This is a genomic window from Nannocystis punicea (genome assembly GCF_026965555.1).
In the GTDB taxonomy this organism is placed as follows: domain Bacteria; phylum Myxococcota_A; class Polyangia; order Nannocystales; family Nannocystaceae; genus Nannocystis; species Nannocystis punicea.
On record NZ_CP114040.1, the window covers coordinates 114,516 to 133,728 of the forward strand.

Consider the following 19,213-nt stretch of genomic DNA (forward strand, 5'->3'; position numbering starts at 1 on the left):
GTCTTTTGTTCAGGGGTTTGTCGGCGACACTTCTGCGGATGAGGGATGATACGGGCCTGCGTGACGTGCGCGAGGTCGGAGATTCGCGTGGGGGTTTTTCCGTGAATGTGTGGATGTCCGATGGGACATGTCATGAGATTGGCGCCCGCGGGGTCGCCGCGAGCCCGGTGGCCCGGGGCGATCGAGGCCGGCGCGCCCGGCGACGGCGAGCGAGTCGCCGGGGCTGCTGGCGCGGCGGTGACGGACGCGGCATGCTGCCCGCCGCCGATGCACCCGCGTCCATGCCGAGGTCCGGGCCGCGCTCGCTCGCGGCCGTGCGCGCAGGAGGAAGGTTGACCGTGGCGGCCAGCGCCCGCAGCCGCAACAACGTGTTCGCCGCGCTGGCGCTCGACCGCGCGAGCGAGCGGCGCGACGACGTGGGGTGGATCGAGACGCGCAGGGTGGCCGCGTCGACGCGGTTCGCGGTGGTCCGGCCCGACGGCAAGGCGCTGGTCGACGCGGCCCGCCGCGGGCTGCGAATGCTCGCGGAGGCGGAGCGCGCGGCGTGGTTGGCGGCGGAGCCGGTGTACTACCTCGGCGAGGCCGACGAGGTGGCCCACTTCGCGGTCGCCCCCGCGGGCGGCGACGACGAGCCGCTGGCGGGCGCGCTCGGGGGGCAATGGATGGACCTGCGCGCGGCCGGCCTGGCGCTGCCGGCCTTCGACGCCGGGCTGTTCGCGTACGCCCGCGGCCTGCTCCACTGGCAGACGCGGGCCCGCTTCTGCGGCGCGTGCGGGTCGCCGACGATCTTCGTGTCGGCCGGCCACCGCGCCCGCTGCACCAACCCGGCCTGCGCCATCGAACACTTCCCGCGCACCGACCCCGCCATCATCGTCATCGTCGGCTGGCGCGACGCCTGCCTGCTCGGCCGCCAGGCCAGCTGGCCGCCCGGCCGCTGGTCGACGCTGGCAGGCTTCGTCGAGCCCGGCGAGACGCTCGAGGACGCGGTCCGCCGCGAGGTGTTCGAGGAGAGCGGGGTGGTGGTGGCCGAGTGCGACTACCACTCGTCGCAGCCGTGGCCGTTCCCGGCGTCGCTGATGCTCGGCTTCACGGCCGAGGCCCAGGGCCCGGAGCTGCACGTCGGCCCCGAGCTCGAGGCGGCCCGGTGGTTCACCGCCGAGGAGATCGTCCGCTCGCTCGCCGACGGCTCGCTGATGTTCCCGCCGCCGCTGTCGGTGTCGTTCCGCCTGATCGAGCACTGGCTCCGCGAGACCGCCGGGCTCGAGCTGACCGCGCTGGTCCGTGGGTGAATTTTTTGAGATGCATGTCCTTGAAGACATGTCGAATCGAACATGGTCGAAGCACCATTGTTTTGGAGACATGCGCCGGAGGGACGGGGACGGAACCTGGTCGATAGGACAGCCGTGGAGCGTCGGCGGTCGTCCTGCTGGATCTGCGGCGTGGCCGTGATTGTCGGCGCCGTCGGGGTGAGACGGCGGGAGGTTCGCGCGAATCGCGGGCAGGTGCGGCGCAGGTCCGGGAGATCTACCCGGGGCGGGCGTCGTGCTCGGGATCACCATGGTCCGTGAGGCGGTCGGACAGGCGCGTGGGGGCCGAGGCGTCACGGAGGTCGCACGCGGGAGGTGCGTGGTCGCGGGTGCGGGCGAGCATGGGCTCGTGTCCCGCGACTCGCCCGGCCTGGAGATTCGCGGCGCCCGCCACTATCGTCGCTGCCGATGACGACCGCCGCTCCGGAGCCCGCGCACGACAAGACTCGCCCCGATCAATTCGGCGGCCCCTGGGGCGCGCTGCTGCTGACGATCGTCATGCCGACGGTCACGTTCTATCTGTGGTCGGCGGTGGCGCAGCACGGCGGCTCGCTGTGGCTGCCGCGCTCGGCCGCCGAGCTGTGGGCGATGATCCCGGCGCCGACCTGGGAGGCCGCGGCGATCTTCGCCGCGTGGCTCGGGCTGCAGGCGCTGCTCTACGTGGTGGTGCCGGGTCGCGTGGTCCACGGCCGGCTGACCGCGGCCGGCGAGCGGGCGGAGTACCGGCTCAACGGCCTGGTCGCGTTCGGCCTGTCGGCGGGGCTGCTGGTCGCGGGGATCGCCGCCGACGTGGTGTCGCCGTCACACGTGCTGGCGCAGCTCGGGCCGCTGCTCACGCTCGCGGTCCTGTTCGCCGGCGGCGCCGCGGCCCTGACCTACGTCGCCGGCCGGCGACGCGCCCACCTCGAGCGCAGCACCGGCAACCCGATCTACGACTTCTACATGGGCGCGATCCAGAACCCGCGGATCGGTCGCCACGACCTCAAGTTCTTCTTCGAGTCGCGCATCGGCATGGGCTCGTGGGGGGCGCTGGCGATCTTGCTGCCGGCGGCGGAGCTGCAGGCGCACGGGGAGCTGTCGACGGCGATGCTGGTCGTCAGCCTGTGCCAGCTGTTCTACATCTTCGAGTTCTTCGTGTTCGAGTCGGCGCTGCTGTCGACGATCGACATCATCGAGGAGAACCTCGGCTTCATGCTGTGGTTCGCGTTCCTCGCGTGGATGCCGTTCAACTTCACGCTGCAGCAGCAGTACGTGCTCGCGGCGCGCCCCGAGCTGTCGACGCTCGCGGCGGCCGCGATCATCGTCATGAACTTCGCCGGCTACTACGTGTTCCGCGACTCGAACCTGCAGAAGCAGCGATTCCGCCGCGACCCCTCGTTGCCGATCTGGGGGAAGCCGCCCGTCGCCATGGACACCGCCCGCGGCACCAAGCTGCTGCTGTCGGGCTGGTGGGGCCTCGCGCGCCACGCCAACTACCTCGGCGACCTCACCATGGCGCTCGCCTGGTGCCTCGCGTGCGGCTTCGGCAGCCTCGTGCCCTACTTCTACTTCATCTACTTCGCGCCGCTGCTGCTCAACCGCGAGCGCCGCGACCACGCGATGTGCCAGCGCAAGTACGGCGCCGACTGGGACCGCTACTGCGAGAAGGTGCCGTACCGCATCGTGCCGTTCGTGTACTGAGGGCGCGGGCGCGTCGACCTCGAGGTCGACGCGCCCTCGCGGATCAGCGCGGCCAGTACCAGGCGGGCGCGGCGTTCACGGTGGTGCCGCCGGTGAGCATGCCGCGCATGCCGGGCGCGAAGAAGTGATAGGGGTGGACGGTCTCGGGGCGGCTGGCGGCCTCGAGGCGCTCGGCGAGCGCGGCGGGGATCGTGAAGTCGAGCGACTTGAGGTTGTCGTCGAGCTGGGCCGGCTTGGTCGCGCCGATGATGGTCGAGGTCACGCCGGGGCGGGTGGTGACCCAGTTGAGGGCGACCTGCGCCGGCGTGTGCCCGAGCTCGCGCGCGACCTCGACGAGGACGTCGACGATCTGCCAGTTGCGCTCGGAGGTCAGCTTCTCGAAGGCCGGGTTGCCGCTGCTCTGCATCATCACCAGGCGGCCCTCGCCCTCGGCGCGCGTGCCGGCGCGGCCGTACTTGCCGGTCAGCATGCCGCTGCCGAGCGGGCTCCACGGGCACAGGCCGAGGCCGAGGGCCAGCGCGGCGGGGATGTGCTCGCGCTCGATGTTGCGTTCGACCAGCGAGTACTCGAGCTGCAGGCCGGCGAGCCGCTCGCTGCCGCGGAGCTCGGCGATCGTCTGGGCGCGGGCGAGGTACCACGCGGGCACGTCCGACAGGCCGATGTAGCGGACCTTGCCGACGCGCACGAGGTCGTCGAGCGTCGCCATGACCTCCTCGACCGGGGTGAGGCCGTCCCACGCGTGCAGCCAGTAGAGGTCGACGTAGTCGGTCTGCAGCCGGCGCAGCGAGGCGTCGAGGGCCCGGCGGATGTGCTTGCGCGAGTTGCCGCCGGCGTTGGGGTCGCCCGGCTGGACATTGAAGGAGAACTTGGTGGCGAGCACGACCTGCTCGCGGCGGCCGCTCTCCTTGAGGTACTCGCCGATGAGCTTCTCGCTGGTGCCGGCGGTGTAGCCGTCGGCGGTGTCGATGAAGTTGCCGCCGGCGTCGAGGTAGCGGGCGAGCAGCTCGAACACTGTGTCGCGGGGCGAGCCGAAGCCCCACTCGGTGCCGAAGGTCATCGTGCCGAGGCACAGCGGGCTGACGCGGAGGCCGCTGCGGCCGAGGAGGGAGTAGGACGCGAGGGACGGGATCGACATGGGGCGGAGGATAAGGGCCGCGGGTCACGGACCTGACACGGATTTCGTGTGTGCCGCGAGCCAGGCGGCGACGCGCCTGACGTCGGCTGCACGCGCCTTGACGCGGAGCGCCTCGAGTGCTGCCTCGGCGAGGGCGCGGGCCTCCGCCGGGGCGACCGCCGCGTCGGCGGTGAGGGCCCGCGCGTGGGCGAAGCGGGCGCGGGCGGCCGGCGAGTGGTCGGGCTCGGCGACTGCGTCGTAGATCGCCAGCGACTGCGCGGCGAAGCCGGCGGCCTCCTCGAAGCGGCCGCGCGCCAGCGCCAGCTCGGCCAGGGCGGTCAGGTTGCCGGCGAGCAGGAGGCTGCGCGTCAGCGCGGCGCGCTCGAGCTCGGCGAGCGCGCGCCGCAGGTCCTCCTCGGCCTCGTCGAGGAGCCCCAGCTCGAGCCGCAGCTCGCCGAGCAGCGACGCGGCCTCGGCGGCGTCGATCGTCCGCTCGGTGCCGGCCAGCGCGGCCAGCATCTGCTCGAGCGGCGCGAGGGCCTCGGCGGTGCGCCCGAGCGCGGCCAGCGAGCGGGCGTGGGCGAACCGGAGGAAGTGCAGCCGGCGGTCGAGCGGGTCGGGCTGCGCGGGCAGGCGGGCCATCGCGCGCTGGTGCTCGCGCTCCATCGCCGGCCCGTCGCCCTCGGCCGCGAACAGGCGCATGCGCTCGGCGAGCACCGCGTCGTGGGCCTCCGACACCTCGGGCACGGCCGTCATGGCCTGCTCGAGGTGCTCGCGCGCGGCCGCCAGGTCGCCCTCGTCGATCTCGATCATGCCGAGGTCGCGCAGGATCATCCCGCGCAGATAACTGTTGCTCAGGCGATCGAAGCGCTGGACGATCTGCCCGAGCTGCGCCAGCGCCTGCCGCGGGCGGCCGAGCCGCCACTGGCTGTTGGCGAGCAGCCACTCGTAGCGCATGTGGGAGGCGTGGTGCGGCCCGAGCAGCGGCCCGGAGACGGCGAGCAGGCGGCGGTAGATCGCGGCCATGTCCTCGTCGCGGTGCTCGGCCCGGGCCAGCCAGCCGAGGTTGGACAGGGTGTCGAGGGCGCGCGGGGTCTCGGCGCGGCCGTGGCGTTCACGCAGGGCGACGGCCTCCTCCCAGCGACTGCGCGCGGTCGCCAGCTCGGAGGCGGTGGCATGGACGACGCCGAGGTTGTTGAGGAACTCGGCGTACAGGTCGACGTCGTGCTCGACGCGGTGGTTGAGCGCGGTCGCCAGCGGCACCTCGGCGCGCGCCTGCTGCAATTGGTTCAGCGGCACCGCGCGCAGGTAGATCTGCTTCGAGCTGGCGACCGCGGCCACGGCCGCGTGGCCGCAGCCGAGCGCCGCCAGCAACGCGTCGGCGTAGTGGCGCTCGGCCGCCGCGTGGTCGCCGGACTCCATCGCCAGGCTGCCGGCGCGCAGCAGCGCCTCGGCGCGCAGCGGCTCGTGGGTGAGGGCCGTGCTGTCCTCGAGGACATCTTCGACGAGGACCCGGCCGAGCGGGTACTGCCCGGCGTCCTCGAGGACCTGCGCGCGCGCGAGGGTCTCGCGGTGGGCCTGGACGTGCAGGCGCAGCCGCGAGTCCGTGGGCGGCGGCAGCTGTTCGGTCAGCGCCGTGGCGTCGGCGCAGCGCGACAGCGGCGGCAGGCCGGAGATCGCCTTGATGACGCTGTCGAGGCTCGCGGCGTCGACCTGCGTCAGGGCGGCGGCGAGGGCGTCGAGGCTGGCGCGTCGCTGGTCGAGGCACGCGGTGCGCTGGTCGAACAGCGGCGTCGACTGGCGCGCCTCGGTGTGCGCGCGGCAGGCCTCGTTGCGCATCTCGATCCACGCCGCGGCGTAGCGGTCGATCCGCGGCAACGCGTTGGCGATCGCCTCGGCGGCCGCGGGCGTGCGCAGGGCGGCGAGCGCGTCGCGGACGTTCGCCGCGCGGGCGGCGTCCCACACGCCCGCGAGCTCGGCCTCGGCGTCGGGGCACAGCTGCACCGCGGGCTCGCCGGAGCCGGCGGCGTGGAAGCCGGCGAAGGCGGTGGCGGCCGCGGTGACCACGAGCGCGGCGGCGCGGCGGTAGGTCGCGCCCGGGTCGCGCTCGAGCGCCGACAGCAGCTCCGTCATCGACGGGAAGCGCTCGGCGGGCGCGAGCGCCAGGCCGCGGCGGAGGGCGCGGAAGATCCGCGCGGGCACCGGCGTGCCCACGGGCGGGGGTGCGACTCGCCCGCGCCGTAGATCGGCGAGCAGCGTCGCCATCGAGGTGGTGTCGAACGGCGAGCGGCCGTAGAGGCCCTGGTACAGCGAGACGCAGAAGCTGAACTGATCGCTGGCGGCGGTCGACGACTCGCCGCGGTGGGCCTCCAGGGCCATGTACGCCGGGGTGCCGAGGACCGCGCCGGTGCGCGTGATCGGGGCCAGGTGCGAGCTGGCCGGGGCGATGTGTCCGGGCAGTTCGGGCTCGCCGGGCGTGCGGTCGTCGGTCGCACGCGCGAGGCCGAAGTCGAGCACCTTGACCCCGCCGTCCTCGCCGACCATCACGTTGGCGGGCTTGAAGTCGCGGTGGACGAGGCCCGCGCGGTGGGCGGCCTCGAGACCGCGGCCGGCGCGGACGAAGGTGGCCACCACGTCGCGCCACGGTCGTCCTTGCTCGATCCACGCGTCGAGGGTGACGCCGCGGACGAACTCCATCGCCACGAACACCTGGCCGTGGTCCTGGCCGACCTCGTGGACGGTGACGATGTTGGGGTGAGACAGGCGCGCCATCGCCTGCGCCTCGCGCATCAGGCGGGTGCGCGACGTGGTCATGTCGCGGACGGCCTCGCCGAGCAGCACCTTGACCGCGACCTTGCGGTCGAGGACGCCGTCGTAGGCGGCATAGACCACGCCCATGCCGCCGCGGCCGATCAGGCCGAGGACCTGGAAGCGCCCGATCTGCACCGGCGTGGCGCGGCGCGGGAACAGGGCCCGCTTCACCAATTGCTTGTCGAGCGGGTCGTCGACCTGCCTCAGCGACTCCATCGCCCGCGGCATGGTGTCACCGTCGCCGTGCATCGACACGGGCGTGCGCTCGACGCTGCGCTCCGGCCCGCCGGGGGTGAACTCGTTGCTCTTCATCCGGCGGATAGTGTCTCCAAACTCGAGATCAATTTTGCCGATTTGCGGTCACTTGACGCACGTTCCCGGTCACATGGGCGAAAACGCGCCGAATGGCGGTCCGATCGGCGCGGCCCGAGAAAATTCAGGCGGAGGAAATTGTTCGGCGTTGGCCGGTCACCTGCCCTTCGTAGTTCGGGCACTACGATGCGTACTTCGAATAACATTCTCATTCTCCTTGTTTCCACGCTTTCCTTCGCAGTCGGCTGCGACGACGAGTTTTACGCCGATTTCGGCGAGGAAGAGGTAATCGCGCTGCGCTGCAACACTCCGGATTGTGGCAGCGGGCTCGCCAATACCTCGCGGATCGGCGACCACTCGCTTTCCAACCTGTCCGAGACCCTGATTGCGCCGGCGGCCAATACCACGTCGAAGGTGCGCATCGAGGGCGGCACTGCCGAATACCTCGGGTCGAAGACGGCGATCATGGGGATCGACGTCGAGGCCGATGGGGAGCTGAAGCTCAAGCTGGCCACGGGCGGGTGGATCGGCGGGGCGGCGGTCGAGGGCGCGACGTTCTCCGTCGTCATCGAGCCGCTCGACGGCGAGCCGCGGATCGCCGCGGAGCTGAAGATCGCCGGCGCCTGGTGCTCGCCGGGTCGGTACGACGCGAGCATGACGATCTGCCGCTATCAGTTCGTGACGGACATCGAGCCGGAGGACACAAAACTCTATCCGGAGAGCGAGGAGATGCCGGGCTACTACCACATTTGCCCGGACGAGGACGAGGACGGCGCGCTCGACGACACCCACAAGTTCAGCTCGGTGCTGAGCCCGAACGTGTCGCTGTTCGCGAACCCCAGCGTGGGCCCGACCATCGCGGACTCGCCCGGCATCTTCATCAACGGCTGCATCAACAGCGCGGTGGCGAAGGGTCAGTTCAAGCTCAACGCGTTCTACGACCCGACCGCGTACCGCGGCCTGCAGTTAGGCCAGCGCACCGCGCTGCTGCGGGCCTGGATGGCCTGGTTCAACGGCGGGCCGCGCACGGTACCCGGCAGGTTCATCTCGCTGAAGGACCCGCTGGGCGGGCTGTTCGACTGGACCTCCGAGCCCGCGTGGGTGCTGGAGGCCGGCTACGGGGCCGAGGGCGCGCGTTGCCGCGGCGGCGCGGAGGACACCGGCAACCACCGCTATTACATCGACCCGGTGCTGAGCTTGCCCGGCTGGTCGACGCTGCCGCCCTGCACCACCGCCGACTACACCAGCTACGGCGCGGTGCTCGGGGTCAAGGTGCACGGCGACCTGTAGGATCGCCATGCGCGCGAATCGTGGCACCGCGAGGGCCGCGGGCGTACATGTCTGCGGCCCTCGTCGCGTCGGTTCTCCGGTGATTCGCGTATCTACCGGTGTCCCACCGCCTGCATCGTCGATTGATGCATCGACCCGGTTAAACCGATCGGCGGGGCGGCGACACTACCGGAGCGCCGAGGGACGACGACGCGGCCCGGAGACGACCGAGGCGCAGCGTCCACCGGCGAGACACCCCGTGCAGGAGGACATCCTCGCCGCCGGTCCATGGGCGCCGGGCCGGTGAGTCGGTCGCACCCATCCCATTCCCCACCCCCGGGCCAGGACGCACCCTCCCCCGCGTCCTGGCCCTTTTTTGCGCTTTCTCGCCGCGCGTCCGGCGCTCGCGTGAAACACCTGCGATGGGCGACACAATGTGCATTGTGGCGGATGCGCGGTGAAGGGTCGCGGGCCGGCCAGCCGGGGCGCGCCGGGGCCGCGATGTCGGACAATGTGCAGTGGGGGCCCGGCGGCACGACAGCGAGGAGACCATGGGCAGGAGCACCCGGCCGCGAGCGCCGGCGGTTCGCAGACGAACATCGAGCCGGACCGGGACGGGACGATCATGTGCCCGAGCCGGTGAGCCGCTCGCACTCGAACCTGCAGGCGGCCAGAGCGCGCGATGCGGCGTGCTGGCCGCGGTTTCGCCCGTTTGCAGCGACCGCGGCGGGGCCGTATCAGTGACCGCCGGCGCACGGTCAATTGCCCCCGCGGCGCGCTGTTCCACCGGCGTAACCTCGCAGCGAAAGGTTAATCAGTCGCGCCGGTCGGTGACACTACCCGAGAGTCGGGGGGCGACGGAAGCGGCCCGGATGAGCCGAGGCGCGGCGCTCACCGACATGAGGTCGACACCATGGACGAACATATCATCACGACACGACCGCCGTATCGCCGCCGAGCGAGTGACATGGTGTCTCGCGCGGACCAGGTCGCTCGAAACCCGGCCTCGCACGCGCTTATCTCGTAGCTCGGCCTCGGCGGTCCCGCGATCCGGCCGTCCGACTGTCCTGCCGTCCCCGACATCGTAGGATCGCGCTGTCCCACGATCACGCTATCCGCTATCTCACTATCGCACTATCAACTATCCGCGATGCGATGATCCTGGCTTTGTCGATTGCATCCGCCCCTGTTTGGCCTAACCTGAAATTTAGCCCCGAGGATAGATTCGCCATGCATGAAACGCTCGCCATCGCCGTCGCCGCCGCGCACCGCAAGTGCGACGAGGTCGTCCGGGACCCGCTGCTCGACCCGGACCAGAGCGAGCTGCTCGTGGCGTTCATCGCCGGGGCGCGGGCCGGCGAGGCCGGCCCGATGGCCGATCTCGCGGCCCTGCCGCTGCTCGTCGGGCTGTGCGAGTGCGGCGAGGCGAACGTCGACCTCGCGGCCGGCTGCACCCTTTATCATCTGGCGCTCCGGCTGTTCGACGACGTCTCGGATCCCGACCTCGTGGCTCCGTGGGGCCCCGAGCGCGCGCCGGTGGCCGACAACGCCGCGCTCGCGCTGACCATGGTCGCGGTCGACACCCTCGCCGCGGCGGTCCCGGCCGGTAGGGCCGAGGCCGCGCGGCTGTCGCTGCGACGCCACACGCTGCGGGCCGTGGGGGCCCGGCACCGTGACCTCGGTGGGACGGTCGCCGGCGACGAGGCCGGCGTCCGCGCCCACAACGCCGACAAGTCGTCGGTGTTCGCGCTGTCGACCGAGCTGGCGGCGATCGCCGCCGGTTGCGAGCCCGAGCGCGTCGCGGCGTATTGCAGGATCGGCGAGGCGACGGCGGAGATCCGCCAGATCGCCGAGGACCTCCGCGATCTGTTCGGCGAGCCGCGCAGCCGCGACCTCGAGCGCGAGGCTCCGAGCTTCCCCCTGGCCTGCTTCGCCGCCCGCGCCAGCGCGGCCGAGCGGGCCGAGCTGCAGCGCCTGCGCGCCGAGCTGCCCGGCAGTCTCGACGCGATCCGCAAGCTGCTGCTGGCCGGCCCGGCGGTGCGCGCCAGCGCGGCGGCGATGGAGGCCGCGCGGCGGGCGGTCCACGCCGAGGTCGCCGCGCTGTTCCCCGCCGGCTCGGGGCTCGACCTCCACGCCGAGTTCGTCGACGCGGTGGCCGCCGAGCTGCACCGCCGGCCGCGCGCCGCATGACCTTTGGAGCATGTCCTCATGGCCACGTATCACATGCGCCTGCGCGACGAGATCGGCCTGCAGGTCCGCTACGCCGACAGCACCCGCTACGGCAGCGGGGTGACCGGCCTGGTCGACGCGCTGGTGGCCCGCATGTGCGCCCCGCTGCTCGCGCTGGCCCGCCGCGAGGGCCCGGCGCGCCTGGTCGAGCGCAGCGCCGAGTTCATGCCGCGGATGTTCGCCGGCCAGGCGCTCGGCGGGCTGTACGCCGCGCCCGACGTGCTGCGCGAGGAGTGCCTCTACCCCGACCCGGCGCGCGTGACCCCGGCGGCGCTGGTCGTGCGCGGGCTGGGACCCGCGGGCGAGGGCTCGCTGGCGCTGCCGCTCCACCGCGAGGCCGCCGAACTGGCCGACGTGGTCGCCGCGCTCGACCGCGGCTGCCCGCGCCCGCTCGGCGGCCTGGGGGCCCGGCTGTGGGACGCGCTGCTCGACGCCGGCGCCCTGACCCGAGAGACAGCTGACGAGCGCGCGCTGGCCGACGGCGTCACCGCGGTCGGCCACGCCACAGTGGCAGTGCAGCACGCGGGCGCGCGCCTCGTGGTCGATCCGTTCGCCGCCCCGCCGCTGCCCGGCGAGGCCCCGCGGCCGCTGCCGTGCCGGGCGCTGCGGCCCGACCTCGTCCTCGTCACCCACGGCCACCCCGCCCACTTCGACCTGCACGCGCTGCTGCGCTTCGGCGCCGACACGCCGATCGTGGTGCCGGCCGTCGCGCGCGAGTCGCTGCTCAGCGTCGACATGGCGCTGCGCCTGCGCCAGCTCGGCTTCCGTCGCGTGATCCCGCTGTCCTGGCGCGACGCGGTGCAGGTCGGGCCGTTCCACGTGGTCGTCCTGCCGTTCTTCGGCGAGCAGCCGACGTCCGGCGAGTTCCTCCACCCGGAGGCGCGCAACCTCGGCAACACGTACCTGATCGAGGTCGCCGGCCGCCGCGTCGCGTGCATCGCCGACGCCGGCGCCGACGCGGCCGGCGACACGATCACCATGGCCCGCGCGGCCGCGCGGCGGCACGGCCGGCTCGACGTGCTGTTCGGGGGCTACCGCGCGTGGCGCCCGCACCCGATCGAGCTGCTCGGGACGTCGATGGCGCGCTACCTGCTGCAGGTCCCGCGCGCGCAGTGGGGCACGCGCCAGCAGCTGACGCCCGACGCCGACGACCTGCTCGCCGCGGCGCAGGCCTGGCAGGCGCGCACCGTGGTGCCCTACGCCAACGGCGGGGCGCCGTGGTTGGCCCGCCTCGGCCTCGGCCCGCGCGGCGCCGACAGCCCGAGCTTCGACCCCGATCTGGCCGCGGTGAGGCAAGCGGCCGCGCGGGCGCCGAACGCCCCCACGGTCCGCGCGCTGCGCCCCGGCGAGCGGATGGAGCTGTTCGGATGAAGTTCGACGGGTGCGTGGCTGATCTTTGGGACATGTCCTTGGGGAAAGACCGCCGCGGATAGCCGTGAACCGGCGATGGTGCCGATCGCATCAATCGCGGTGAAGCTCGAAGCCGCAGCAGGGGCCGGCGAGCTGCTCGAGCTGCTGCACCGGATCGAGCTGGCGACACACGTCCCCGCTGGCGCACTCGCCGGCTTGCTCGTCGCCTGCCCAGCAGGTGCAGGTGGCGTCCTCGCAGGCGATCGTCCGGACGGGCTCGCCGGGGCACTGCTGCGAGAGGGCGCAGGTGGCGTCCGTGCCGAGGCTGGCTGCCAGGTTGCAGGGCAGGTCTCGCTCGGCCGCGACCGATGACCACGCGGCGAGGACGAGCGAACAGACGAGGGGTCGGGCGAGCATGCGTCGAAGCTGCATGAAGGCAGGTCGCCGTCGACCCGACCGCGACCTGGCAGGCGCTCGCTCGCCGACGGCGCTCGGCTGATTCACCGAGCCCGCGGGGTCTGACCCTCCGCGGTGCGAGCGGTCACGGGCCGACGCTCGCGGCGGAGGACGGCCCTGTCGCGTCCACGCGCGAGGCCGCCGCGGAGGTCCGCGTCGACCTGCGCGGCCGCTCGCGCCTCACGCGGTCTTGAGCGCCCACTCGCGGCGGATGAGGTACGCCAGCGGCCCGAGCGAGCCGAACGCCAGAGTGGCGACCAGGTACGGCACCACCTTGAGGCCGTGCTTGCGGGCGTCGACCAGCATCCAGCCCATGATCATGAACAGGGCGATGGTCAGGTCGAAGGCGGTGAGGATGCCCGGCCACGACGACAGCAGGTCGGCGAACATGCCGACGTAGCCGAAGGTCTCGACGACGTAGATGGTGAGGGCGAGGAAGTCGACGGCGACGATGGCGAGGACGATCTGGCGGGTGTTCATGCGATGATTTCCTTTCGTGCCAGTCCTTGAGCAACCCGCGTGCCAGCGCCCGAACGCCGCCGCAACGGGGCTCCGGCGGCGATGGGGCGCGGGTGACGTTGCAGGTCTGCAACACGCGTTGCGGCGGCGCATCCTCGGCGAGCGACGCACGCATCGCGCGAGCCGCTACACCCGCGAGCTCCGCGTCCTGCTCGCGCGGCCCGGCGAGCGGCTCGTCTGCAGCGGATCGGCGGCGCACCGGGCGAGAGGCGGCGTTCGCCGGGGCTTCACGGGCCGACCTGCACGACGGCCGCGCGCTCGCGTCGTCGCGCCGAACCGGCCTCTGTGCTCTCGGGCGGGCACGCGGCGACGGCGCTCGTCGCTGGCACGCCGCGTGCTCGAGCGAGGTCGTGACCCTGCGACCGCGTCTCGCCTATAGTCGTCTCCGCGCCCTCGCGCTCGCCCCGACCGGAGACGACCCAGTGTCCTCAGCGCCGACCTCGCCACCGTCCACGCGCCGCGCCTGGTTCGGCGCAGTCCTCGGGTTCGGCGCCGGTCTGTTCGACTTCCTCCTGCTGCGGCTGGCCGGGGTCGACGTCTCGGCGTTCGTGGTCGGCTTCTTCGCCGTCACCTTCGCCGGCTTCGGCTACGCGATCGGCCTCCTGCTCGAGACGCGCGACCGGCTCAGGGCCAGCGCCGCGGCGCTCGCGGCCAGCCACCGGCGGGCGGCCCACAGCGAGAAGCTGGCGGCGATCGGTCGCCTCGCGGCCGGCGTCGCCCACGAGGTCCGCAATCCGCTCGGCGTGATCCGCTCCTCGGCCGCGCTTGTCCTCGAGGACATGCCCGAAGGGACAGACAACCACCAGGCCGCGCGCTTCATCGTCGAGGAGGTCGACCGGCTCAACGCGGTCGTCACGGCGCTGCTCGACTACGCCCGGCCGCTGGCGCCGCGGCGCGAGGAGGTCGAGCTGGCGGGGCTCGTCACCGCGGTCGAGCCGCTGGTGCGCGAGGCCCTGCGACCGAAGCGCGGGCGGCTCGACGCCGCCGAGAGCGACGGCCCGGCGCTGCGCGGCGACCCCGACCTGCTGGCGCAGCTGGTCTACGGGCTGGCGCTGAACGCCGCCCAGGCGATCGGCGACGGCGGGCGCATCGAGCTGCGGGTGCGCCGGCGCGGCGAGGCGGTCGAGCTGCTGGTGCGCGACGACGGCCCGGGCGTGGCCCCCGAGCACGCGGCGCGGATGTTCGAGCCGTTCTTCACCACCAAGAAGACCGGCACGGGCCTCGGCCTCGCCACCGCCGCGCGGATCGCCGAGGCCCACGGCGGCGCGCTCGAGCTGATCCCGGGCGGCGGCCTCGGCCCCGACGGCCGCGGCGCCTGCTTCTGCGTGCGCCTGCCGGAGGCCGCATGAGCGCCGCACAGATCGCGGTCGTCGACGACGAGCCGCGCATGGCCGAGATCCTCGCCATGCTGCTGCGCCGCGACGGTCACAAGGTCGACGTGTTCGCCGGCGCCGAGGCGTTCCTGCGCGCCCTCGCCGAGCAGTCGTACGACCTCCTGCTCACCGACCTGATGATGCCCGGCGTCGACGGCCGCGAGCTGCTGCGGCGCGCGCGAGCTGTCTCTCCGGACATGCCGGTGGTCCTCGTCACCGCCCACGCCAGCGTGCCGACCGCGGTGGCGGCGATCCGCGACGGCGCGTTCGACTTCGTCGAGAAGCCGTTCGACAACGACGCCTGCCGCGCCCTGGTCCACCGCGCGCTGCAGGTCCGCGCGCTCACCCGCGAGAACCGGCGCCTGCGCGCGGCCCTGCAGCGGACCGGCTCGCCCGACATCATCACCCACAGCCCGGCCATGCGCGAGGTCCTCGACCTCGCCGCACGCGCCGCCCGCAGCCGCGCCACCGCGCTGGTCACCGGCGAGAGCGGCACCGGCAAGGAGCTCGTGGCGCGCACGATCCACGACCACAGCGATCGCGCGCTCGGCCCGTTCGTCGCAGTCAACTGCAAGGCCTTCGCCGCCGGCGTGCTGGAGAGCGAGCTGTTCGGCCACGAGCGCGGCGCCTACACCGGGGCCGCCGGGGCGCGCGCCGGCGTGTTCGAGCGGGCCGGCGGCGGCACCCTGTTCCTCGACGAGATCGGCGAGGTCGACCTCGACTTCCAGGCCAAGCTGCTGCGGGCCCTGCAGACGCGCGAGGTGCTGCCGGTCGGCGGCACCAAGGCCAGGCCGGTCGACGTCCGGATCGTCGCCGCCACCAACCGCGACCTGCGAGCCGAGTGCGCCGCCGGCCGCTTCCGCGAGGACCTGTACTTCCGCCTGGCGGTGATCCCGATCCGCCTGCCGCCGCTGCGCGAGCGCCCGGAGGACGTCCTGCCGCTCGCCAATCACTTCCTGGCCCGCTTCGCCGCCGAGCTCGGGCGCGAGTTCGTCGGCTTCCACCCCACCGTCGAGACCTGGCTCAAGGGACATCCATGGCCCGGCAACGTGCGCGAGCTCGAGAACCTGGTCGAGCGGGCCGCCGTGCTCGCGCGCAGCGAGATCATCACTCGCGACGACCTGCTGCTCGAGGCGACCGCGCCGGCGCCGGCGAGCGCCGACCCGGACGACGCGCTGCCGCTGCAGGTCCACCTCGACCGCGCCGCGGCCCGGCGGATCCGCCTGGCCCTGGCGCGCGCGCAGGGCCGCCGCAACGACGCCGCCGCCGAGCTCGGGGTCGAACGGACCACGCTGTATCGCCTCATCAAAAAGTTCGGGCTCGAGGACGAGTGACCTGCGAGCGGTGCGCTCGGCCGGCGACCGCTCGCAGCAGCTCGCCGTAGGTGGTCGTGCCTCATTAAAAAGTTCGGGCTCGAGGACGAGTGACCTGCGAGCGGTGCGCTCGGCCGGCGACCGCTCGCGGAGCAGCTCGGCGTGCAGCAGCTCGCCGTGGGGGGTCGTGCCTCATTAAAAAGTTCGGGCTCGAGGACGAGTGACCTGCGAGCGGTGCGCTCAGCCGGCGATCGCTCGCAGGAGCTCGCGGATCTGCTCGGCCTGCAGCAGCTCGCCGTAGGTGGTCTTGCCGGGGATGAAGCGGACCAGCAGGCCGACGACCTCGCCCTGCTCGGACAGCAGCGGGGCGCCGCTGGTGCCGCCGAGGGCGAGGTCGGGGCGATCGAAGGCGACCATCCCGAGGCCACGGGTGTCGGCGACCTTGATCGCGCGATGCAGCCGCTTCGTCCGCGGGGCGCCGGCCCGGACCGAACCGGCGAGGAACACGACGTCGCCGGCGCTCGGGTTGCGGGCGGACAGGCGAAGGAGCGGCAGCGCGTGGCCGTCGGGCAGCGCGAAGGCGGAGAGGTCGTGCGTCGGGTCGTCGCCGTTGGCGCCGGGGATCGACAGCGATCGGCCGGCAGCGCCTGTGGGCGCGCCGTCGAAGGGATCGGTCAGGTTCACCGATTCGACGAAGCGATCCATGAGCTCGCCGGGGACGTCCTTCGAGAGGCCGCCGGCGGGGCCGAACAGGTGCTGGCAGGAGACGAGCAGGTCGCGGCCGAGCTCGGGGAAGGCGAGCGGGAAGGCGGAGCCGGCGGCGAACGGGCCGATCGCCGAGACGAACTCGGGCTTGTTGACGGCGCCGCGCGCGAGCGGTGGAGCGCCAGGGTCGTCGGCGTCGTCCTCCTGTTCGGGCTCGCCGTCGTCCCAGAAGCGGGCGTACAGGCGCGGCAGGTGCTCGCGCAGCAGCTCGGGGGTGAACGCGGCGCCCTTCAGGCGATCGGCGGGCCAGGTCGACAGGCCGTCGATCTCGACGCGAGGCGAGCCGGCCTCGAGCTCGCGGCCCTGCGAGCGCCTGTGGGCGACGAAGGCGGCGCCGAGCATCGCTTCGCAGCTCGGGGGCTCTTTCAAGGGGTGATCGGCGAGCGAGTCGGGGTCGTGGATCGCGGCCATGTAGACACGCTCGCCCTGTCCGATCAGCCAGCCGCGGAAATAGTCGAAGCCGTCGTCCGAGCAGCCGCCCATGATCGTGTACGCGGCGGCCCACAGCTCGCGGCGGTGGGCGGCCCACTGGTAGGCCCAGTACCAGGCGTCGAACGCGACGATGTCGTCGACGGGCAGGGCGGCGAGCAGGTCGATGAGCGCGGCGGCGGTCCTGCGCGTGCCGGCATCGCTGCGGGCCGCGTCGATCAAGTCCCAGAAGCGTGTCCGATCCACGGCCGCTGGGGTAGCCCGGTACAGGCGGCGAGACAAGGCCCGGCGCGTGTTGCGCGGATTCGCCCATGGGCCGGCGAGCAATGCTCGACCAGGAGCCTTCAATCCGCTCCGACGTGGCGCTCGCGAGCTTCGGGCAGCACGTCACCGATCGCGATGACCGGCACGATCGGCCAGGTCGCCTCGACGGCCGCTCACCTTTCGGCCGCGAGGACGGGTGAACCTGCGAGCCGCCCGCCGCCGAGGTCGCGGTCGAGCGGGCCACGGCGCGGACGAGCGAGCCGGCAGCGGGTCGAATCACCGAGCGGGGCGGTCGGCCGCGACGACGGGTGAATCGGCGAGCTGCCACCGCCCGGGTCGACTCTGCCGCGCGGGCGGCCGGCCGTGACGACGCGCGGACCGGCAGCCCGCTCCCCAGATCGATCCACCGGCGGCCGCGGCGGCGAGGCGCTCCGCCGTTCGGTCGCCCGCTCGCGCTGCGCCGCCCGGCCGGCGATTTCAGAGCAGCCTGCTCGACAGCGACGGCTGGCGAACCAAACTTTGCGACGAATCGAGGAGTGCCATGTCGATGTTCGTCGCGCTGCTTTACACCCAGACGATGTTGCTCGCCGCGCCGGCGGTGGTGACGCCCGCGCCAGGCGGCGGCCCGGATCTCTCCGGCGAGCTGCGCGTGCAGGGAGGTTGGTGCGCCGACCCGCACTTCGCCGGCCCGTGGTATTGCCTCGCGCGCTGCACCGAGGCCACCCAGTTTTACGTGGCCGACGAGAATCCCCTCGACATCTCGGCGGAGACGGATTGGGACGCCGCGCGGGCCGACTGTTATTTGAAGGCAGTGGACTTCTGCAAGACAGCCTTCTCGCAATACCTCGATCGGTCGTGCCTCGGCGGCGCGTTCGACGAATGAGGCGCTGACGTCGGCGGCTGTGCGCCGCCGAGCGAGAGCCACGTCGGCTCGCGGCCGCTGAAGGGGCGCGGGGAGGCTCGTTCCGCCGCGTCCCGGCCATGATGGGAGCCACGGGTTCGGGCGACCGGCGCGTGAGGTCGGCGAGCCACGCCAGCCGAAAGCGAGTGAACGACGCTCGCTCACGCGGTCGACGGGAGGCGCGATTCGTGGCCACGCCGTTTCGCGTCGGTCGCGGCGAATCGCATGATCGCTCCATTCGTCGTTCGTACTCCGTCCCGGCGAGGACGAGGTGATTCGACCGAGCCCGCGGGCAGCGGCGCGCGGGGCGATAACTCCCGTTGATCGCGGCATTGGCGTTTGGAAGCATCCGAGCCGCCGCACAGGCGCGGCGGGAAAGGAATCGTTCGATGCCGTCTCTCAACCAATTCGCGTACGTCGCGGGCTCCACCAATTATCAGTTCGGGTACAACTCGATCCCCAACATCACGATCACGGGGGCGCCGGCCGACGCCAACCTGGCCCGCTGGTCCATGCTGCACGACAACGCGGCCTATCGCCTGTACTGCTTCAAGGGCTCCAGCCGCGACGCGATCTACCAGTTCAGCTTCAACGGCACGAGCTACGCCTTCGGCCACAATGCGATCCCCGAGCTGCGCCTCGAGGGCTTCCCGGCCGACGTCGACGCCAGCAGCTTCTCGATGCTGCACGACGGCCTCGACTACCGGCTGTACATGCGCCGGCTCGGCCACCGCCAGACGCTGTACCAGGCCGCGTGGGTGCAGGGCACCAACGTCTATCGCTTCGGTCACAACTCGATCCCGCAGATCCCCGTGCTCGAGTTCCCCGCCGACACCGACTGGTCGCGCTGGGCCATGCTGCACGACGGCGCCGATTACCGCTTCTACGCCTTCAAGCTCGGCAGCAACACCCAGTTCTACCAGGGCGCCTTCAACCGGGCCAACAACAGCTACCAGTTCGGCTTCAACTCGATCCGCGAGCTGACTCTGGTCGGCACCCCGGCCGGCAGCGACACCGGCAGCTGCGGGATGCTGCACGACAACGGCGCCTATCGCTTCTACTTCCAGACCCGCTGACGCTCCGCGCTCGCGCGCTCGCGCCGCGGTCGGGGCGGGCGTGCT

14 protein-coding genes are annotated in these 19,213 nt (G+C 72.6%); 9 read left to right on the forward strand and 5 right to left on the reverse strand.

What is annotated here, in order from left to right:
• Positions 1 to 338 precede the first annotated feature (338 nt).
• Positions 339 to 1,289, forward strand: a complete 951-nt coding sequence (nudC, locus tag O0S08_RS00405; RefSeq protein ID WP_269036928.1) for an NAD(+) diphosphatase — start codon at positions 339 to 341, stop codon at positions 1,287 to 1,289.
• 426 nt (positions 1,290 to 1,715) lie between these two features.
• The gene (locus O0S08_RS00410; RefSeq protein WP_269036929.1) at positions 1,716 to 2,987 is read left to right on the forward strand and encodes a phosphatidylethanolamine N-methyltransferase family domain-containing protein; all 1,272 of its coding nucleotides are present in this window, start codon (positions 1,716 to 1,718) and stop codon (positions 2,985 to 2,987) included.
• A 43-nt stretch (positions 2,988 to 3,030) separates the two neighbouring features.
• Here the strand turns inward: O0S08_RS00410 and O0S08_RS00415 are convergent, their stop codons facing one another.
• Together O0S08_RS00415 and O0S08_RS00420 are read right to left on the reverse strand one after the other, a co-directional pair.
• Entirely contained in the window at positions 3,031 to 4,122 is a 1,092-nt protein-coding gene (locus O0S08_RS00415; RefSeq protein WP_269036930.1) for an aldo/keto reductase, read from the reverse strand.
• Positions 4,123 to 4,146: 24 nt separating this feature from the next.
• Complete coding sequence (locus O0S08_RS00420; RefSeq protein WP_269036931.1) at positions 4,147 to 7,224, reverse strand: serine/threonine-protein kinase; 3,078 nt, start codon at positions 7,222 to 7,224, stop codon at positions 4,147 to 4,149.
• A gap of 186 nt (positions 7,225 to 7,410) precedes the next feature.
• Between O0S08_RS00420 and O0S08_RS00425 the strand changes: the two genes are divergently transcribed.
• The 3 genes from O0S08_RS00425 to O0S08_RS00435 all read left to right on the forward strand — a co-directional run bounded on the left by O0S08_RS00425 (position 7,411) and on the right by O0S08_RS00435 (position 12,093).
• Positions 7,411 to 8,514, forward strand: a complete 1,104-nt coding sequence (locus O0S08_RS00425) for a hypothetical protein (protein WP_269036932.1) — start codon at positions 7,411 to 7,413, stop codon at positions 8,512 to 8,514.
• 1,209 nt (positions 8,515 to 9,723) lie between these two features.
• On the forward strand, positions 9,724 to 10,683 hold the full coding sequence (locus O0S08_RS00430) for an isoprenoid biosynthesis enzyme family protein (protein ID WP_269036933.1): 960 nt from the start codon (positions 9,724 to 9,726) through the stop codon (positions 10,681 to 10,683).
• Between the two features lie 18 nt (positions 10,684 to 10,701).
• On the forward strand, positions 10,702 to 12,093 hold the full coding sequence (locus O0S08_RS00435; RefSeq protein ID WP_269036934.1) for an MBL fold metallo-hydrolase: 1,392 nt from the start codon (positions 10,702 to 10,704) through the stop codon (positions 12,091 to 12,093).
• Positions 12,094 to 12,183: 90 nt separating this feature from the next.
• Here the strand turns inward: O0S08_RS00435 and O0S08_RS00440 are convergent, their stop codons facing one another.
• Positions 12,184 to 12,489, reverse strand: coding sequence for a hypothetical protein (locus O0S08_RS00440; RefSeq protein ID WP_269036935.1), 306 nt, complete (start codon positions 12,487 to 12,489; stop codon positions 12,184 to 12,186).
• A gap of 219 nt (positions 12,490 to 12,708) precedes the next feature.
• Positions 12,709 to 13,008, reverse strand: coding sequence for a hypothetical protein (locus O0S08_RS00445; RefSeq protein ID WP_269036936.1), 300 nt, complete (start codon positions 13,006 to 13,008; stop codon positions 12,709 to 12,711).
• A gap of 461 nt (positions 13,009 to 13,469) precedes the next feature.
• Between O0S08_RS00445 and O0S08_RS00450 the strand changes: the two genes are divergently transcribed.
• Both O0S08_RS00450 and O0S08_RS00455 read left to right on the forward strand, forming a co-directional pair.
• On the forward strand, positions 13,470 to 14,396 hold the full coding sequence (locus tag O0S08_RS00450; RefSeq protein ID WP_269036937.1) for a sensor histidine kinase: 927 nt from the start codon (positions 13,470 to 13,472) through the stop codon (positions 14,394 to 14,396).
• Positions 14,393 to 15,754: a sigma-54-dependent transcriptional regulator gene (locus O0S08_RS00455; protein ID WP_269036938.1), complete on the forward strand. Its 1,362-nt coding sequence runs from the start codon at positions 14,393 to 14,395 to the stop codon at positions 15,752 to 15,754. Before O0S08_RS00450 ends, O0S08_RS00455 begins: the two co-directional genes overlap by 4 nt.
• A gap of 219 nt (positions 15,755 to 15,973) precedes the next feature.
• Here the strand turns inward: O0S08_RS00455 and O0S08_RS00460 are convergent, their stop codons facing one another.
• Positions 15,974 to 17,173, reverse strand: a complete 1,200-nt coding sequence (locus O0S08_RS00460) for a DUF4240 domain-containing protein (RefSeq protein WP_269036939.1) — start codon at positions 17,171 to 17,173, stop codon at positions 15,974 to 15,976.
• A gap of 559 nt (positions 17,174 to 17,732) precedes the next feature.
• Here O0S08_RS00460 and O0S08_RS00465 point away from each other — a divergent pair.
• Both O0S08_RS00465 and O0S08_RS00470 read left to right on the forward strand, forming a co-directional pair.
• A complete protein-coding gene (locus tag O0S08_RS00465) occupies positions 17,733 to 18,074 on the forward strand; it encodes a hypothetical protein (RefSeq protein ID WP_269036940.1) in 342 nt (113 codons plus the stop codon).
• A 407-nt stretch (positions 18,075 to 18,481) separates the two neighbouring features.
• A complete protein-coding gene (locus tag O0S08_RS00470) occupies positions 18,482 to 19,168 on the forward strand; it encodes a hypothetical protein (RefSeq protein ID WP_269036941.1) in 687 nt (228 codons plus the stop codon).
• The last annotated feature ends 45 nt before the right edge of the window (positions 19,169 to 19,213 follow it).

Coding starts and splice junctions, on each gene's coding strand:
- O0S08_RS00410 (WP_269036929.1), top strand. CDS start 1,716: ATGACGACCGCCGCTCCGGAGCCCGCGCACGACAAGACTCGCCCCGAT.
- O0S08_RS00415 (WP_269036930.1), bottom strand. CDS start 4,122: ATGTCGATCCCGTCCCTCGCGTCCTACTCCCTCCTCGGCCGCAGCGGC.
- O0S08_RS00420 (WP_269036931.1), bottom strand. CDS start 7,224: ATGAAGAGCAACGAGTTCACCCCCGGCGGGCCGGAGCGCAGCGTCGAG.
- O0S08_RS00425 (WP_269036932.1), top strand. CDS start 7,411: ATGCGTACTTCGAATAACATTCTCATTCTCCTTGTTTCCACGCTTTCC.
- O0S08_RS00430 (WP_269036933.1), top strand. CDS start 9,724: ATGCATGAAACGCTCGCCATCGCCGTCGCCGCCGCGCACCGCAAGTGC.
- O0S08_RS00435 (WP_269036934.1), top strand. CDS start 10,702: ATGGCCACGTATCACATGCGCCTGCGCGACGAGATCGGCCTGCAGGTC.
- O0S08_RS00440 (WP_269036935.1), bottom strand. CDS start 12,489: ATGCTCGCCCGACCCCTCGTCTGTTCGCTCGTCCTCGCCGCGTGGTCA.
- O0S08_RS00445 (WP_269036936.1), bottom strand. CDS start 13,008: ATGAACACCCGCCAGATCGTCCTCGCCATCGTCGCCGTCGACTTCCTC.
- O0S08_RS00455 (WP_269036938.1), top strand. CDS start 14,393: ATGAGCGCCGCACAGATCGCGGTCGTCGACGACGAGCCGCGCATGGCC.
- O0S08_RS00465 (WP_269036940.1), top strand. CDS start 17,733: ATGTCGATGTTCGTCGCGCTGCTTTACACCCAGACGATGTTGCTCGCC.
- O0S08_RS00470 (WP_269036941.1), top strand. CDS start 18,482: ATGCCGTCTCTCAACCAATTCGCGTACGTCGCGGGCTCCACCAATTAT.